Origin of the sequence: Undibacterium sp. Di27W (assembly GCF_049340345.1) — a bacterium.
In the GTDB taxonomy this organism is placed as follows: Bacteria; Pseudomonadota; Gammaproteobacteria; order Burkholderiales; family Burkholderiaceae_D; genus Undibacterium.
Map to the genome: position 1 here is coordinate 188,395 of NZ_JBMPOS010000012.1, position 17,319 is coordinate 205,713.

The 17,319-nt window shown below is 51.9% G+C and carries 16 protein-coding genes; 5 read left to right on the forward strand and 11 right to left on the reverse strand.

The window, feature by feature from the left end; translation table 11 throughout:
- Positions 1 to 3 precede the first annotated feature (3 nt).
- The 7 genes from mdcE to dctP are packed head-to-tail and all read right to left on the reverse strand — an operon-like array spanning position 4 to position 6,512.
- A complete protein-coding gene (gene mdcE / locus ACO0LF_RS22740) occupies positions 4 to 717 on the reverse strand; it encodes a biotin-independent malonate decarboxylase subunit gamma (RefSeq protein WP_423018141.1) in 714 nt (237 codons plus the stop codon).
- Complete coding sequence (locus ACO0LF_RS22745; RefSeq protein ID WP_423018143.1) at positions 710 to 1,609, reverse strand: biotin-independent malonate decarboxylase subunit beta; 900 nt, start codon at positions 1,607 to 1,609, stop codon at positions 710 to 712. The genes mdcE and ACO0LF_RS22745 overlap by 8 nt, the downstream gene beginning before the upstream one ends.
- On the reverse strand, positions 1,606 to 1,920 hold the full coding sequence (mdcC, locus tag ACO0LF_RS22750) for a malonate decarboxylase acyl carrier protein (RefSeq protein ID WP_423018145.1): 315 nt from the start codon (positions 1,918 to 1,920) through the stop codon (positions 1,606 to 1,608). The genes ACO0LF_RS22745 and mdcC overlap by 4 nt, the downstream gene beginning before the upstream one ends.
- 8 nt (positions 1,921 to 1,928) lie before the next feature.
- A complete protein-coding gene (mdcA, locus tag ACO0LF_RS22755; RefSeq protein WP_423018147.1) occupies positions 1,929 to 3,593 on the reverse strand; it encodes a malonate decarboxylase subunit alpha in 1,665 nt (554 codons plus the stop codon).
- Complete coding sequence (locus ACO0LF_RS22760) at positions 3,593 to 4,942, reverse strand: TRAP transporter large permease (RefSeq protein WP_423018149.1); 1,350 nt, start codon at positions 4,940 to 4,942, stop codon at positions 3,593 to 3,595. The genes mdcA and ACO0LF_RS22760 overlap by 1 nt, the downstream gene beginning before the upstream one ends.
- Positions 4,939 to 5,493: a TRAP transporter small permease gene (locus tag ACO0LF_RS22765; protein ID WP_423018151.1), complete on the reverse strand. Its 555-nt coding sequence runs from the start codon at positions 5,491 to 5,493 to the stop codon at positions 4,939 to 4,941. Before ACO0LF_RS22765 ends, ACO0LF_RS22760 begins: the two co-directional genes overlap by 4 nt.
- Entirely contained in the window at positions 5,490 to 6,512 is a 1,023-nt protein-coding gene (dctP, locus tag ACO0LF_RS22770; RefSeq protein WP_423018153.1) for a TRAP transporter substrate-binding protein DctP, read from the reverse strand. The genes ACO0LF_RS22765 and dctP overlap by 4 nt, the downstream gene beginning before the upstream one ends.
- A 195-nt stretch (positions 6,513 to 6,707) precedes the next feature.
- On the opposite strand from dctP, the gene ACO0LF_RS22775 reads away from it, so the two are divergent.
- A complete protein-coding gene (locus tag ACO0LF_RS22775) occupies positions 6,708 to 7,361 on the forward strand; it encodes a GntR family transcriptional regulator (RefSeq protein ID WP_423018156.1) in 654 nt (217 codons plus the stop codon).
- 23 nt (positions 7,362 to 7,384) lie between these two features.
- Here the strand turns inward: ACO0LF_RS22775 and ACO0LF_RS22780 are convergent, their stop codons facing one another.
- Together ACO0LF_RS22780 and ACO0LF_RS22785 are read right to left on the reverse strand one after the other, a co-directional pair.
- Positions 7,385 to 8,449 (reverse strand): hypothetical protein, encoded by a 1,065-nt coding sequence (locus ACO0LF_RS22780; protein WP_423018158.1) that lies wholly within the window; start codon positions 8,447 to 8,449, stop codon positions 7,385 to 7,387.
- Positions 8,450 to 8,496: 47 nt separating this feature from the next.
- A complete protein-coding gene (locus ACO0LF_RS22785) occupies positions 8,497 to 9,789 on the reverse strand; it encodes an HD-GYP domain-containing protein (RefSeq protein WP_423018160.1) in 1,293 nt (430 codons plus the stop codon).
- A gap of 184 nt (positions 9,790 to 9,973) precedes the next feature.
- Here ACO0LF_RS22785 and ACO0LF_RS22790 point away from each other — a divergent pair, with 184 nt between their 5' ends.
- The 3 genes from ACO0LF_RS22790 to ACO0LF_RS22800 all read left to right on the forward strand — a co-directional run bounded on the left by ACO0LF_RS22790 (position 9,974) and on the right by ACO0LF_RS22800 (position 11,665).
- Positions 9,974 to 10,684 carry a queuosine precursor transporter gene (locus ACO0LF_RS22790; protein ID WP_423018162.1) on the forward strand — a complete coding sequence of 237 codons (711 nt, stop codon included), beginning with the start codon at positions 9,974 to 9,976 and terminating at the stop codon, positions 10,682 to 10,684.
- Between the two features lie 124 nt (positions 10,685 to 10,808).
- Complete coding sequence (locus tag ACO0LF_RS22795; RefSeq protein ID WP_423018164.1) at positions 10,809 to 11,108, forward strand: hypothetical protein; 300 nt, start codon at positions 10,809 to 10,811, stop codon at positions 11,106 to 11,108.
- Between the two features lie 221 nt (positions 11,109 to 11,329).
- Positions 11,330 to 11,665 carry an ArsR/SmtB family transcription factor gene (locus ACO0LF_RS22800; RefSeq protein WP_423018166.1) on the forward strand — a complete coding sequence of 112 codons (336 nt, stop codon included), beginning with the start codon at positions 11,330 to 11,332 and terminating at the stop codon, positions 11,663 to 11,665.
- A 24-nt stretch (positions 11,666 to 11,689) separates the two neighbouring features.
- Here the strand turns inward: ACO0LF_RS22800 and ACO0LF_RS22805 are convergent, their stop codons facing one another.
- Positions 11,690 to 12,502: a sulfite exporter TauE/SafE family protein gene (locus tag ACO0LF_RS22805; protein WP_423018168.1), complete on the reverse strand. Its 813-nt coding sequence runs from the start codon at positions 12,500 to 12,502 to the stop codon at positions 11,690 to 11,692.
- 158 nt (positions 12,503 to 12,660) lie between these two features.
- Between ACO0LF_RS22805 and ACO0LF_RS22810 the strand changes: the two genes are divergently transcribed.
- On the forward strand, positions 12,661 to 13,521 hold the full coding sequence (locus ACO0LF_RS22810) for an MBL fold metallo-hydrolase (protein ID WP_423018170.1): 861 nt from the start codon (positions 12,661 to 12,663) through the stop codon (positions 13,519 to 13,521).
- Between the two features lie 88 nt (positions 13,522 to 13,609).
- On the opposite strand, the gene ACO0LF_RS22815 is transcribed toward ACO0LF_RS22810, so the two are convergent.
- On the reverse strand, positions 13,610 to 17,251 hold the full coding sequence (locus ACO0LF_RS22815; RefSeq protein ID WP_423018173.1) for a sensor domain-containing phosphodiesterase: 3,642 nt from the start codon (positions 17,249 to 17,251) through the stop codon (positions 13,610 to 13,612).
- Positions 17,252 to 17,319 lie beyond the last annotated feature (68 nt).

Sequence of the window (17,319 nt, forward strand, 5' to 3'; positions counted from 1 at the left end):
GTATCAACCTGCATGCGATGCTTGTAACAACACAGCATCTATGACTTGCTGCGACTTGCGGCGGCCACCGCGTTGCTGACCCAGTTCACTGCGTCTGTCAGTTGCATCGGCCTGCAACAGGGCCTCGCGCAAACACTGTGCCAGATCCCCTTGCCATATAGACTGCACGCCACCCATGCGTTCATAGTTTTTAGGGCCGGGGGCAAATACGGGATTGTGCAATGCCAGCGCAGTCAGTTTTTCTTCAGGCACTTTAGTGATGCGGGCCATCGCTGGCAAGCCCATGACGCGTATGGTAGCTTCTGGCAAGGCATAACAGGCATCAGCCATCATGCCACTGGTGATGAAGCCGCCAGAGAGCGCCTGGTCATAGACCAGCGCGATGATCTTGTGCCCAGATTGCCTGGCTAACTCTATGCATTTACCCAGATGCGCCATATAGCTGTTAATGCCCAGCATTTCATCTCTATGGCGCAGGCGCTGCCCCTGGGTATCGACCAGCAGCAAGATAGCTCTTTGCGGATGATCACGTACTGTCGCCAGTACTGCCCTTGCTTGCGCCATAGCTATCTCTACGCCTATCGGAGTATGGCCGCTGGTGCCGATGACGCTGATGCTCTGTCCTTCGCTCGTCGCTGTGCCAGAGATAAAATCATCAACCATAGTGACTTCATGACCTTGTGGGAATAATTGCGCAAGCAATTGCATACTATCCATGTTGGCGCTCCGTCTGTCTGATGCTGGCGCTTAGTTGCAGGAAAGCGTCGGTATCGAGCATGGCAATATCCTCAGGATGTTCTACACCCATGGCAGCCCAGATGTCCATGGGCTCAGTCTTGTTACCAAAATCTTGCAGGCGCGCTGTCAGCATTTTTTGTTCTGCTTCCAGTGCAGCCAGGCTGAGCGCAACTTCGCTTTGTACACTGTCCTGCATGGCTTGCACTATCGCTGCCTTGAAGGCGGCATCATCATCGGCCACCAGCATCTGGCAATCACCCAGCAGGTAGCGATGCTTGCCACCAGTGGTGCGCCATACCAGCGCGCGATCGCGTGAATCAAATTCTTCTACGCCATTGGCGGTTTCTATGACTTCAGGGCCGGACATGGCGAGGCGCGCTTCTTCCGACATGATGATGACATTCGCACAGCGCGAGACTATGCCCATGCCACCAAAGCAGCCATTGCTGCCACCAATGACGACAATCACGGGTATGCCCGCCGCGCGCACGGCCAGCAAGGCGCGCATGACTTCTGATACGGCAATCAGGCCTGCATTCGCTTCATGCAGGCGCACGCCGCCTGACTCTGCCAGCAGGACCAGTGCCTGCGGTTTGTGGATGACAGCAGCACGCATGAGGCCTACCAGTTTTGCTCCATGCACTTCACCGACTGCACCACCCATGAAGCCGCCTTCCTGTGCGGCGACATACACTTGCCTGCCATCGATAATGCCGCGACCGATGACGACGCCATCATCAAAGGACACCGGTGCGTTCAGTAGCGGCAAATGCGGGCTGGTCCATTCTTTTGCGGGCGGCAGAAATTCTGTGAAATCGCCGATCAGTGCAGCCACTCTTTGTCTGGCCGTTGCTTCCAGATAGCTGCTCATTTGGCTTGCTCCAGACAGGCTTCTATGGCCTGATCCATACGCAGGCTGACAACGGCAGGGGTAGCGCCCATGTCGTTAATGGCAATGCGGCAGTCGGCCAGTTGCCAGCGCTGATTAAAATCATTCATCACTGCCTGCCAGATTGCGCCAAAGCCCGTGGCAGCCGTGCTGATTTCTATCTCGCAGGCTGACTGCAAATCGACAGCCTGTACCAATACTTCAAGATTGCCCGAACTGACCACACCGACCAGTTGCGCAGCAGACCCCAGCTTGCGTTGCCCCTGTTCAAAACGGTATACCAAAGTTTCCATGATGATCCTTACCAGTTCCTGAAGCGTTTAGGCGGCTGATATAAACCGCCCGATGTGCGTACCAGGTCTTTCATATTCTTTGCAGCGAGCAGATCACGCGTAGCCATGCGCTTGTCTATGCCCATATCTTCTGCGCGTTTGATGATGCCACGGTCACGCAGGTTTTCTACCATGCGTTTATCGCGTGCGAGGCCGACTGGCGTGTAACCTGCGACACCACGTATGGCTTGTTCGCGTTCTTCTTCGCTACGACATAAAAGAAGATTGGCGATGCCTTCTTCAGTCAGGATGTGGGTGACGTCATCGCCATAAATCATGACGGGCGGCATCGCCATCTTCGCTTGTTCTGCCAGTTGCCATGCATCGAGTTTTTCTACAAAGGCGGGTTGCATGTGTTCGCGAAAAGTCTCTACCATCTGCACTACCAGTTTTTGCCCGCGCGGTATCTGATTGCTGCCCGCACGTGCTTCGCGACCTGCTTTTAGCCATGCAGGGCTGGCATGACGGCGGCCACGTGCATCGGCACCCATATTCGGTGCTCCACCAAAACCGGCGATGCGGCCCAGGGTGGCTGTTGATGAATTGCCCTGCAGATCAATTTGCAGAGTGGAGCCTATGAACATGTCACAGGCATAATGCCCTGCTGCCTGTGACAGCGCACGGTTGCTGCGCATACTGCCGTCAGCACCGACAAAGAAAACGTCGGGCCGGGCGCGGATATAGTCTTCCATGCCCAGTTCAGAACCGAAAGAATGCACGGATTCAACAAAACCTGCTTCTATCGCGGGTATCAATGCAGGATGCGGATTCAGCGCCCAGTGGCTGGCGATCTTGCCTTTCAACCCAAGCGAAGCCGCGTAGGTAGGCAAGAGCAATTCTATCGCGGCAGTATCAAAGCCTATGCCGTGATTCAAGCGCTTGACTTCATATTCTGCATAGATGCCCTTGATGGCCATCATCGCCATCAAGACCTGTATCTCCGAGATCAAAGCCGGGTCGCGGGTAAACAAGGGCTCTATGTAATGCGGCGTCGGTGCCTGCACGACAAAATCCACCCAGCCAGCCGGGATATCAACACGCGGCAAGACATCAACAATCTCATTGACCTGGGCAATCACAATGCCGGACTTGAAAGCCGTGGCTTCGACTATCGTCGGCGTGTCTTCAGTATTGGGGCCAGTATATAAATTGCCTGCGCGGTCAGCTGACTGCGCTGCCACCAGTGCCACGCGCGGCGTCAGGTCAACGAAATAACGTGCATACAATTCCAGATAAGTATGGATGGCACCGATATTCAATTTTCCTGCCGAGGCCAGCTTGGCCAGGCGTGCAGCCTGCGGGCCGGAAAAAGAAAAATCCAGCTTGCTGGCAATGCCCTTGTCAAATACATCCAGATGTTCAGGCAGGGCCAGCACGGACAGTAGCATGTGCAAATCATGGACACGTGTCGCATCCAGTCTGGTCAGTGCCCTGGCCAGGAAATCTGCCTGCTTCTGGTTATTCCCTTCCAGGCAAACCCGATCGCCTGTTTCCAATACCGCATGCAGGCAATCACCTATGCGCTGCTGCGGAAATAGCTTGCCCTGCAAATCATTACCCAGCACGTCGGCAGCCCTTTGCAGGCGCTGCTGACGGTTGGTTTGCAAGGTGTTCCAGCGACCGGCTGCGGTCATTATTTTGCTCCCATCAAGGCATCAGGAAATGCGGTGGCGATATGCGGAAATATACACAGTAAAATCACCGCCACCAGCATCAGTAACAGAAAAGGCATGACACCCCAGACTATATCTTTCAAGGGTATATCGGGTGCGATATTCTTGATGACAAAAATATTCAAACCCACGGGTGGATGTATCAAACCCATCTCCATGACGATGGTCATGACCACACCAAACCAGATCAGGTCAAAGCCTGCCACTTTCAAGGGTGGCAAGATGATGGGGCACATCATCAGAATAATCGATACCGGCGGCAGGAAAAAACCAAACACCACCACCATCAGCAAGATCACTGTCAGCAACATCCATTTACTCAAATGCAGATCGACCACCCATTGCGCGGCTGACTGGCTGATATGCAGATAACTCATGACATAAGAATACAGCAGCGACATGCCTATGATGAATAGCAGCATCGTTGATTCTTTGATCGTCGAGGTGATGAAGGGTGAGATATCTTTTGGTCGCCAGACGCCATACACAATCGCGATCAGCACCATCGCCAGCAAGGCACCCAGGCCAGCGGTTTCTGAAGGTGTGGCATAACCACCATACAGGGCAACCATGACACCGATGAGCAGGATGACGAAAGGCAAAACCCTTGGCAGCATCTCGACTTTTTGCGCGAGTGTGAAATGTTCTTCTTCCAGATAGGCTGATTTGACACCGCCCTGTTCATAAGCCTTGTACGCAATCGCATACTCACGGCGTGCGCGATATACGGCATAGCCGGAAAACAAAATCACCAGCAAAACACCCGGGCCTATGCCCGCCAGGAACAAACGTCCCAAAGACTGTTCAGCAGCAACGGCATACAGGATCATGGTAATCGATGGTGGCAACAAGATACCCAGAGTACCACCGGCAGCGATGATGCCTGCCGCGAAGCCCGGCGAATAACCACGCCTGCGCATTTCTGGTATGCCAGCAGAACCGATGGCAGAACAGGTCGCAGGTGAAGATCCTGCCATTGCCGCAAACATGGCGCAGGCAAATACATTGGCAATGCCCAGGCCACCCGGCACCTTGTGCAACCAGGCATGAATGGCAGAATACAGGTCCCGCCCAGCGGGAGATTTGCCTATCGCTGCACCTTTTAAAATGAATAGCGGTATCGACAGCAAGGTGATCGATGCCATTTCTTCATAGACGTTCTGAGTGATGGTATCAAGCGATGCAGCAGGCATGAAAAAGTACATGAAGCCAGTGGCCACTACGCCCAAAGCAAAGGCGATGGGCATGCCGGAAAACATCACAACCAGTGTCACGATGCCGTATAAGACGCCAAGAGTAAGCGGACTCATGCTGGCCTCCGTTTATTAGTGGCGGCAGCCAGTATCTGTACCAGGATTTGCAGCGACAACAGGGTCATGCCGGTTGCCATCATGGCATAGGGTATCCACAAGGGTGGCGCGAATGTGGACGAGGTAGTTTGACCATCCACCCAGGCTTCATGGAACAGCGTCCAGGATTTCCAGGAAAAGAACAGGCAAAACGTCGCACTGATAATATCTACCATCAATAGTCGAAAGCGGTTGACGGCTGGTGGCAAAATGGACGATAAGACTTCTATGCCTATATGGCCGCGATAAGATTGCACATAAGCCGCGGAAAAGAAGGTCACACCTATGAGCATAAAGACTGAGGCTTCATCCTGCCAGTCTGTCGGTACTTTGAACAGATAGCGTGTGACGACAGAATAAGTGAGAATGAAAGCCGTCAGCAACATGGCAAACATGGAAATGCGCACGATGGCGTTATTAATCCATTCCAATACTTTTGCCAGCCGTGCAACGAAGGGGTGATCTGGAACAGGCGGCCCTTTGGGCGGTGCTATTTCAAAGCCATGACTCATAATAATTTCTCCGCCAGTTTCAGCAATTTGGCGCAGTTTTCATTTTTGTCAGCATAGTCTTTCCAGGCCGTAGTGCGGGCGATAGCCTGCCATTTTTTTACCGTGGCTGCATTCAGATCTACGACCTTGGCACCCTTCTTTTCATAGACAGTGGCGACGGCGATATCATCTTGTTTGGCAGCCTTGATGGCAAAGGCTTCCAGTTCTGCACCCACAGTCATGATGGTGTTTTGCTGGTCTTTTGTCAGCTTGTCAAAAATCACTTTCGACATCATCAAGGGCTCAAACATATACCAGTAACTCTGGCCGCGACCACTGGTCAGGAATTTGGAGACTTCTTCGAGACGGAAAGAGATCAGTGAAGTCGATGAAGTCATGGCGGCTTCCATCGCCCCAGTTTGCATCGCTGCATAGATTTCATTCGATGGCAGCGAGACCACGGCAGCACCAGCGGCTTTCAAGACCAGGTCGACTTCACGCGAACCGCCACGTATCTTCATGCCCTTGACATCATCCGGGTCAACCACTGCCTTGGTGCGCGACGCTACGCCACCGGCTTGCCATATCCAGCTGACAACAACAATACCCTTGTCCAGCAAGAGTTTATTCAATTCCTTGCCGACTTCAGCATTCTTCCATGCTGCGCCCACTTCATACGACGGCACCAGACCAGGCATGAGACCTATATTCACTTCTGGCACTTCACCACCGGCATACGACAAAGGCACCAGCGACAAATCCAGCGCACCCTTGCGCATGGATGAGAATTGCGCATTGGTCTTCATCAAGGAAGAACCTGGATAAATCTCAAACTTCAGGCTGCCATTGCTGCGTTTTTGCACTTCTGCAGCAAACATGCGGCACAGGCGATCACGGAAATCGCCTTCTTCCAGCGTGCCACCGGGGAATTGGTGAGAAATTTTCAGGGCGGTGCTTTGCGCCCAGGCTGGTGACCATGCCGCTGCCAACGGGGCCAGACTTAAAGCTTGCAAGACTGCTCTTCTCTTCAGTTGCGACATGATTACTCCTAAGGTTTTATGGATGAGACATCTCTTTTTGACAAGGTTTGCCCCTGTCTTTGATCTTTGCATATCCCGCTAACAACTTTGCCTTGTATGCTTTATTAAAATTCTTGTATACAAGATCGACTATTTTGCATTCAAAGTCAACTTGAATATATACTAGCCTGACGAATTAATGAGAAACACCAAAAAATGACAAACCGTTCAGCCAGCCTGCGAGAAGAGATAGAAGAATTGATAGCAACAGGACAACTACAGCCTGGCCATCATCTGGACGAAACCGAGCTGGCAGAACGCTTTGGCGTATCCCGCACGCCTATTCGTGAGGCGCTGATACAACTGGCATCCATGGGCATCATAGAAATGCGGCCACGTCGTGGCGCCCAGGTAGCCACCATCAGCCCCCAGCAACTGGTAGAAATGTTTGAAGTCATGGCAGAGTTTGAAGCCATGTGCGGCCGCATGGCTGCGCGCCGCATGTCCAAACAGGAACAGGCAGATTTAAAAGCTGCTCATGAAGCCTGCAAGGACGCGCGTGATGCCGAAGACCCTGACGAATACTTTTACAAGAATGAAATTTTTCACTACCTGATTTATCGCGGCAGCCATAATGATTTTCTGGAAACGCAGGCGATGAATTTACATCGCCGTCTGCGCCCTTACCGCCGCCTGCAATTGCGGGTGCGCGACCGTATTGCCAATTCGTATAATGAACACGATGAAGTGGTGCAAGCCATCTTGCAGGGTGAAGCAGAACTGACTGCAAATTTATTGCGCGGCCATATCATGATACAGGGCCAGCGCTTTGCAGATTTGATTGCATCCCTACCCCGCACACAGCATTGATATGTTTGACTCTGAAGGTGGCGTCATTGCCTCATATCTGTCAACACTATCTTCTCAGCTTGCAATAATTTAATTTGCCTGCCTTTCAAATCCGTATCGAGCTGTTCTAGTTTGATGCGGAAGTACTTATAGGGTTTCACATCAAATGTAGTTCCAGGACCCGCAACGACCTTGTCGTCCAGTGCGAGGTCAAGGATTAAATGGCGATTTTCATCGACATAGGCAACATAGTCAAAAAAACAGGCTTCGCTACTGGTGTCGTTAAGGATGAGCCTGGCTCTGCCATCAAGCAAGGCAAGTACATCTTTTTCTTCTTTGCGCAAAACGAACAAGCGCGTTTTCCTGCTTGCTTGTTGCGCACTCAAGGCTTCGGTCATGCCCCGCTCACTAAGCTTGATCCAGAACATTGCCAGACAACGGTCAATCGCCAGTAACTCATACCCAGTGCCAGGATCACGCTGGAAACTGATGAGCACAGGTTTGACCACTTTGACTTCTTTTGGTTTTTCTGAGGTAGATGATCTTTGCTTTTGCAGTTCTGCATTAAGCCTTGCAATTTCTGACTTCGCTTCAGCCAGGGTGGGCATGCCTAATGCTTTTCTTTCATGATCGCTGACGGCAGTCTCATCAATGTCATACAGTTTCCAGTCCTGATCTGCACCCTGTTGCATGGACTGTGAGCCATACCATTGCGGCTTATTCAATTGCAGCATCATCCTGTCCCATGCCAGTGCGCGCAATCGTTGGTAATGTTGGTGATCTGGCCGCAAAATGACTGCGATATTGCTGAGGCTGTAAGCCATGCGTATGTCTTCCAGCGTCGTGCCATGCTGGTAAATCATGGCTGCATGAAAATAATCTTCTGCACTATTTAATTTCGATGTCTGCAACAAATTCAATACAGCAGCACGACGCTCACTGTCATTATTGATGATGCGAGAAAAATCAACTTGCTCAGCTTTGCGCTCATTCTGGTCTGCTTCATACATGGCACGCAAACTATCATTCGATGTGGCAGAACTGTTGGCACTCAAGTTTGCAAGTGCAATAAATAGTGCAAAGGATGACAATAGACGCTTTGTGCGCATGGGAGTCCTTGAAAGAATAAATGAGGCTGTACGCCACAATTATTCTACTATGGCCGCTGCTGATTATCGGCCTTTTGCGTATCAAAGAAATACGTCATGCGCTTGCGTGGGCTCAGGTATTCATACACTTCGGGCGATAGCTGGCCGGGCTTGAGGCTGGCGGTGATGTCGAGTATGGGTTCGTGTATCAGGTCGATGATGATAGCTTCGGACTTGGGCACGCTGGGGTCATAGATCAAGACACTGGGTCGCAGCGGCTTGCCGGAATTCACGCCCACGACCATGCCCAGCGTACCATCGCTGAGCTTGACGATAGTACCCGGCGGATAAACGCCCATGCAACGTATGAATAGATTCAGGGCTGGCGCATCGAATTGTTTGCGTTGATGGGCAAACATATACGACATGGCTTCAAACGGGCTTAGCGAATCGGCAGAATTTGGTTTATTGCACAGATTATCGTAAGTGTTAGTGATGGCGACGATGCGTGCCAGCGGTGAGATACGCTCTGCCTTGAGTTGTTGTGGATAACCACTGCCATCAGCCATTTCATGATGCTGGGCGATGATGTCAGTCGCGCCTTTTGACAGATTCAACTTCTCGGCAATTTGCTGGCCATAGTGGCTATGCATTTGCAAGAGATTTTGCTCAGCCTTGGTCAGTGCAAAAGTCTTGTTGACGATACGATCAGGAATTTCTATCTTGCCTATGTCATGGAACATGCAACCCATGCCCAGTTGCTTGATATCTTCAGCAGGGAAAGATAATTCCTTTGCCAGCATCATGGTCAGCACGGCAACATTCAGGGAATGGTAATAAGACTCTTCACCGACGATTTTGTCATTCATGAGGTGGATGGCAATGTCTTTATCGACCAGCAAAGAATCCAGCATTTGCTGTACCAGTTGATCTGCTTCTCGCACTGACTCTTGTGGGCGTGAAAACAAATTTTTGGTGATGCTTTTAAGTGTATTGGCCGCTTTCAGTAATTGCTTTTCGCATTGGGCGATGGCATTGCGTTCCTTGACCAGTCTGTCTATGCGCGCTTTCTTTTCCGCAATCAAAGCCAGTTCTTCCGGGCTATGTACGATGGCTGGTTCGGGTTCAACAACTGCTGCCGTTTTGGGTAGCGCGGGCAGGGGGCGGTTATCCGATCTGGCAGGGCTGACCCTGACAGTTTTCAAACCCAGATGCTTGATTGCCGCGATCTCTTCCTGGCTTTTGATCTTGAAACTATTGAGGGCAAAAGAATGTTCCAGCCATGAGATATCCAGATGTACATATAAGCCTATGCATAATTGTTCTACCGGGACGTTGACTGTCGTTGAAGCTGCGCACATGGGGATACTTAAAAACTGAATCGAACTGGGTTAAGTTCATTGTAGCAAAATGCCGTGTGCGCCCATTTTCCAACAAAATCTTGCTCCATGGTTGACAAGTTTGAGTTCCCTACATGAATATGCCTGAAACCCTGGCTTTGCCTGCAAACATAACAATATATTGCGACCTTACCGGATCCAACTGATGACACGCCCACTTGCCAGCTATAAATATTACGACTTTGTCATGGCCGCCTTTGTCACGGTCTTGCTATGTTCCAATCTGATTGGTGCGGCCAAGGCCGCGCAAGTGACGCTGCCCTGGCTGGGTACCGTCACCTTCGGTGCCGGTGTATTGTTTTTCCCTATCTCGTATATTTTTGGTGATGTACTGACCGAGGTCTATGGCTATGGCCGTGACCGCAGGGTGATCTGGGCAGGCTTTGGGGCAGTACTGTTTGCCGCCATCATGTCCATGGTGGTATTGGCGCTGACACCGGCAGCAGACCCTTTCAATACCGAATACCAGACCCATTTGAATGCAGTGTTTGGTAATACCCCCAGAATCATATTAGGCTCGGTCACGGCGTTTTGGTGCGGCAGTTTTGTGAATAGCTATGTGCTGGCCAAGATGAAGGTGGCAATGGAAGGCCGACATCTATGGATGCGCACCATAGGTTCGACGATTTGCGGCGAGTTTGTCGATTCCAGCCTGTTTTATGTGATTGCCTTTTATGGCATCTGGTCAGATAGCCAGTTAGTCACGGTCATGGTGGCGCAATATATTTTGAAAACCAGCTGGGAAGTCGTCATGACACCTGTGACTTACAAAGTAGTTGCTTTCCTCAAGCGCAAAGAGAATGAAGACTACTATGACAAGGATACCAATTTCACGCCTTTCCAATTAAAAATCTAGGGAAACGAAATATTTCTCGTTGGGAATTTTTGCAGCCGGAGATGGCTGAAAAAATGCTCTTGCTAAAGTTTTTGGCAAACTGACCGTTCTAAGTGCGTATAGTCTCATTTCCAGCACTGATGTCATGTTCCCACTAAAAGTATTCCGACTCTTTGAGCAGGCTGCAGAAACACCGCATGCCACTAGCCAACACCATCGTCCTGCCCATGCGCAGGATGCTAAATCCGTCGGCGAAGATGCCGTCTGGCCTGAAGTTGAACGCCGTCATCACGAAGACAGGCGTAGCGCCGACCGCAGGGAAAAACAGCAAGCCATCTTGCTCAATACCCGCAAATTGCAGGGCAGGCGCAAAAATCCGGGACGGCGTCTCAGTGACAAACTGGCTGCGCCAAATTCGCGCATCAATTTTTCCATCAAGGGTTAAACATTTTTTATTGGCCAGCACACTAGCTTGCAAATTAGCTTGCTCATGGCAAACTCGAGATAACTCATGATAGCGATGACAATCTGCGTATAGGCAATTTTTCTATCGCTTGGAAGAAATACTTCTGCTATTTGCACAATTACGCATATAGTAAATTAAGCATGGGCAATCTCATACACTAGGGGTATGATAGAAATATTCCCACTACCAGATTCTTTGTTATGGACGGATTATCTGATCAGGCTTTGATACAGATTGCCCATTATTTTTCAGCGCTGGCCGAGCCTACCCGCTTGCGCATCCTGAATTGCCTGCGCGAAAAAGAATACAATGTCGGTGAGCTGGCTGAGCGCTGCTCCTGCTCGCAAGCGAATGTCTCGCGCCATCTTTCCACCCTGGCCAAGCATGGCCTGGTGGCACGCGAAGGGCGCGGCACTTCTGTGTATTATCATATCGCTGATGAATCGATCTATGCCCTGTGTGATCTGGTGTGTGGCAATGTGGCGCGCCAGTTTGAATCGCAGGCAGCCTTGTTAAACGGCAGGCCAGGCACTTAGCATCTCACTTAGCACCTCACGTTCTCAAATCGCGGCGCGATAAATCAAACTGGCTGCCACGCAGAGCAGCATGACGACAAAGATCATCTGCACTTTTTTAGCTGGCAAATGCAAGGCAATGCGCCTGGCCAGTAACATGCCCGCCACGGTCGTAGCGACAAAAATGGCCGACAGCAAAACCGGCAAATGTGCTCCACTAAGCAAGGCTGAACCCACCCCCATGGAACCAACGATGCTGACCACCAGCAAAGAAGTGGCTACGGCCACATGCATGCTGGCATTGGTGTAATGCCTGAGCATGGGGACGATGACAAAACCGCCGCCCACCCCCAGCAAGCCAGTCATGAAGCCGGACACTGCCCCTATGCCAGCGATCACTGCACCGGTCTTAAATGTCCAGTCGAACCGTCCTGTGCTGCTATTGATGTGTGCCAGCGCCGCGCGCTTGTGGTCATCACACTCGGGTGAACGCAATTGCACAATCAGACGCACCGCCACTACACCCAGGATCAAGGCAAATACCAGCATGAGCCACTGCTGTGACATACGATGTGCCACCTGTACCCCCAGCAAGGTAGGGAGACTACCCGCCGCTGCCATCAGTATGGCCGCACGATAACGCACTAGCTTGCGTACCAGACCTTCTATCGCTCCGATCAGGGCCGCACTGCTGACCGCCAGCAAGGCCATGGGCATGGCTTGCTGCATGCTGAAACCCTGGCTGTACACCAGCGCGGGCACGGCCAGTATTCCGCCGCCAGCCCCGGTCAGACCCATGACGAGACCAACCACGGCACCGATCAATACCACCAGAAGTTCTGCAGCAGGAATGAGCATATCAGTATAGATATAAAAAATATGCGCTAGTGTATTCCTTGCTGAAACCCGCGTCGAGTCAAGCTGAGCAAATTGAATTCCATTCTCAATGATAGATGTCAAAATCTGCAACAAATTGCTATGATTCTCAAGTTACTGCTCAAACGATGCAATCCATCATGAACCCTCAAGTACATAGTCTCTTCGACACACAGACCTGCACGGCAACCCATATCGTGTTTGATGCGCCTGGCGGTCATGCGGCGGTGATCGACCCCGTCCTCAATTACGAGCCCAAGTCGGGCCATACCAGCAGCAAATCAGCTGACCAGGTACTGGAATTTCTGGCGACCAATCAACTGAAGTTGCAATGGTTACTGGAAACCCATGCCCATGCCGACCATTTGTCGAGTGCACAGTACCTGAAAGAAAAAGCCGGTGGTCATATCGCCATCGGTGAAAATATCACCGGAGTGCAAAAGGCGTTCAAGAGCCTGTTCAATCTGGAGTCTGCTTTCCCCATCAATGGCTCGCAGTTCGATACCCTGTTTGCGGCAGATGAAATATTTTCCATAGGCCAATTGCAGGCCAGAGCCCTGTATGTGCCTGGCCATACCTCGGCCGATATGGCTTATCTGATCGGTGACAGCATTTTTATAGGTGACACCCTGTTCATGCCCGATGTAGGCACGGCGCGCTGTGATTTCCCTGGTGGTGATGCCCGCCAGCTCTACCAGTCCATCCAGCAGTTATTATCCTTCCCGCCTGAGACGCGTCTATTCCTCTGTCACGATTATCCACCAGCCGGGCGCGAGGTTTGCACACATACTACGGTTGCCCAACAAAAAACCGAAAACGTCCACGTGCGCGATGGCGTCAGCGAAGCTGACTTTGTTGCACTGCGCCAGAAACGTGACAGTGGCCTGGAAATGCCCTACCTGCTGATACCGGCGATACAAGTCAATATCCGTGCCGGTGCCTTGCCAGAGGCGGAAGACAATGGCACACGTTATTTGAAAATCCCCTTGAACGCACTCTGAGCATAAGCCAGGAAATTGCCATGATGGCGTATCAACGAATAGCAAGGAAGCACGCGCCGTGGCGCGCGTAAAAACCGTGAGGTGCAACTCAGGATGGATGCAGGCTGGCTTTCACAAAGTCGGCAAACTGCGCGGCAGCCAGGGGCCGTGAATAAAAATACCCCTGTACTTCATCACATTTCTGCTGTCGCAAGAATTCCAGTTGCTCTGCCGTCTCCACCCCCTCGGCAATCGTCATCAGGCCCAGGCTCTTGGCCATGCTGATGACGGCGCTGACGATGGCGCGGTCTTCCGGGTCGCTGGTGATGTCGCGGACAAAACTCTGGTCTATCTTGAGCTTGTAGACCTTGAATTTTTTCAGGTAACTCAAAGAAGAATAACCCGTGCCAAAATCATCAATCGACATACGTATGCCACGCTCATGCAGATTGTTCATGACGGCAATCGCGCCCTGAGGGTCATGCATGGCCACCCCTTCGGTCAATTCCAGCTCCAGGCAGGCCGCAGGCATATCCGCCTCTTCCAGTATGCGCGTCACCAGCGCTGGTAAATCATGGTGGCGAAATTGTACGGCAGACAGATTCACGGCAATCAGCAAATCCGGCAAGCCACTGGCCTGCCATTGCTTCCATTGCTGCACCGCGCTACGCATGACCCATTCACCTATGGGCAAGATCAAACCACTGTCTTCTGCCACCGGGATAAACTCTGCCGGTGATACATGCCCCAGTATCGGATGATGCCAGCGCAGTAGCGCTTCTGCCCCCAGCACCGCACCGGTTTGCATGGAAATCTGTGGCTGGAAGTGCAGCTGAAACTGCTGTTTTTCCAGGGCCTGACGCAATGCATTTACCAGCTCCAGATGACGGGTGGAACGCTCCTGCATTTCCTGGGTAAAGTAGCGATAGGCATTCCTGCCTTCGCGCTTGGCACGGTACATGGCAGCATCGGCATTACGTGACAAGGTTTCCAGGTCCTTGCCATCATTGGGATAAATCGCTATCCCCATGGATGCGGTGACATTCAAATCATATTCACCCAGGTGAAAAGGCGTGTTGACGACTTGCATGAGTTTTCGTACCACCTGCTCAACCTGGTGTTCATCGACGCCCGTCAAGAGCAAAATGAATTCATCACCACCCAGGCGTGAGATAGTGTCGTTCTCGCGCATGGCGGCAACCAGGCGACGGGATAATTCCACCAGCATGACATCACCCAGGCTATGCCCCAGACTGTCATTGATATCCTTGAAATGATCGAGGTCAAAAAAGATCACGGCCAGCGCATCCTGATTGCGCTCAGCCAGGCTCAGGGCATAGCGCGCCAGTTCATCGAGCAGGCTGCGGTTAGGCAAGCCTGTCAGGGCATCGTAATGCGCCAGGTATCTGATGCGTTCTTCAGTCCGTTTTTTATCGCTGATATCTTCTTGTATGGACAGGAAATGCGTCACGACGCCCTGCTTATTCCTGATCGGTGAAATATGCGCCAGATCGGTATGATCCAGGCCATCGGCATAGCGATTGACGAGCTCACCTTTCCAGCTTTCCCCACGCTCCAGATGCTGCCACATTTCTGCATACACTTCGGGGGCGGTAATCCCGGATCGCATGATGCTGGGCCTGCGCCCCAGGACTTCGGCCAACTGTTTGCCTGCGTTTTTCAGATAGGCTTCATTGGCATATTCTATATTCGCCGCCGTGTCGGTAATCACGATGGCATTGGAGCTTTGCTCTACCGCTTGCGACAGCTTGCGCAAGCTCTCTTCCGACTGCTTGCGATCCATGCCTATGGCAATCAGGTTGGCGGCCATTTCCAGCAGGTTCAGGGAAAAATCGTCAGGCACCGATGCCTGCCTGTGGTAAATGGCGAAGGCACCTATGATCTTGCGCTCAGCAGAGCGTATTGGTTCCGACCAGCATGAACGCAGCTCAAACTGCTCGGCCAGCTTCCAGTAATCACGCCAATAAGCATGGGTGGAAAGATCAGTCGCAATGGTACGCTCACCAGTAAACAAGGCATTGCCACAAGAACCTATGCCAGCACCGATCACCTCGCCCTCTATCGCCCGGGTAAATGTGGCTGGCAAACTGGGCGCCGCTCCGGTACGTAAATGCTTGCCATCCTGGTCCAGCAGCATGATGGAACACAGGCATTCCGGCAATAAGGATTCAACCTTGAGAACAACATCATGGAATAATTCTTTTTGTGTCGTATTGGCAGTAATTCTCTCCAGCATATAACTGCGCAATTCTTCCATTTGCAAGGCATGCAGGCGATCATCTTCGAGATCAAAACGATTCAAGACATGGCTGACATCAATGGCAAATTCCATCAGCAAGTCCTGTACCGATTCATCAAAGACATTTTCACTGCCTGCATATAAATTGAAAGTACCAACCACCTTGCCGTTATTAAGCAAGGGCAAGGCGGCGCAAGCTAGCCAGCCCTGCGTAGTGCCCAGCTCATGCCAGGCTGCAGTCTGTGCATCATGCAAGAAATCCTGGCACCAGTAAGGCTGGTTATTCAGGTAGGCCTGCGCGCTGGGCTCATTTGTATGAGCATCCCCGGGGTGGACAGAAATATGCAAGCCATCAAGATAGCTGGAGCCAGCCCCAAAAGACGCCACCGGCTTGAGCACTTCCGTACCTTCTGCCACCAACCCTATCCAGGCCATTTTCAAGCCACCTATGGTCACGGCATCTTCGCAGATACGAGGCAGCAAATCATCTTTATTCCCCAAACGCAGTATTGATTGATTGCACTGGCTCAGCGCGCTATACAGCCGGCCCAGTCGCTCGCTTTTTTGTGCCGCCAGATTACGCGCTTCATCAATCTCGGCCAGCTTGGCCTGGGTGACAGACAACCACCCCATGATGCTTTCTTGCATGCCTGGTTTGACGACGATGGGGCTGGAGAAATTGCCCTTGCCCAGATTGACCAGGCTGGCCGAGACTTCCCTGATATTACCGCCGAGGCTGCGGTTCAAGGAGCGGTAGGCACGCCACAACACACCGACTTGCAGGATACCGACAAAAATGAATAACAGGCGCACACGCAAGGCCAGTTGCGCAGCCTCTTCCACCAGCGTGATGCCGCGTTTTTCCATCAAGTCACTGGCTTCGGCAATCGGGCGCAGGATCGCCAGTTTGGCCTGGCGGTATTGCTCGTCGTAGAGCATGCTGCCAGCCTTTGCCTTGGCAGCGTAGACATCCAGCCCAGGATTTTCTATCAAGTCCATGGCGCGGTATTCTATCGAGGTAAGCGCATCCGAATTGGCCTTGGCTTGTTCCAGCAAGGCCAGTTCCTGCTGGCTGATGCCGGTCTTCTTGATCAATTCCATGAGCGGGATACGCAAGCCAGTCAAATCTGCCCGGCTGGTGGACTGGCTGGCCGCCTGTGTCTGACTGGCAGGCACCAGATCCCAGAACAAGTTGCGGCCCAGTACAGGCCGCGGCAGCTTGCCATTGCGGACATCCAGAACTTGCTGGAAATAGCTTTTATAGACAGGGTCGCCGGTGACCACATAGCTGCGCACCATACGCGTCAGGTCTTCCGAGCTTTGTTGCAATTCCATGGACAGGGCATGGGATTCAAAGCGCAATTCATTGAGGCGGTCTACGGTTTTTTCGGAATACACATACCAGCCGAAGACCAGGGTGAACGCAGCAAACACCACCAGGCTCAGCCAAAAGCTGCGCGTATAGGTGGATAAGCTGTCATGAGTAGCCATTGCTTCAGTGCTTTCAAGAACCGGGTAACAAAACCAGGTTTGGGGCACACGGCCCCAAAGGATAAGCA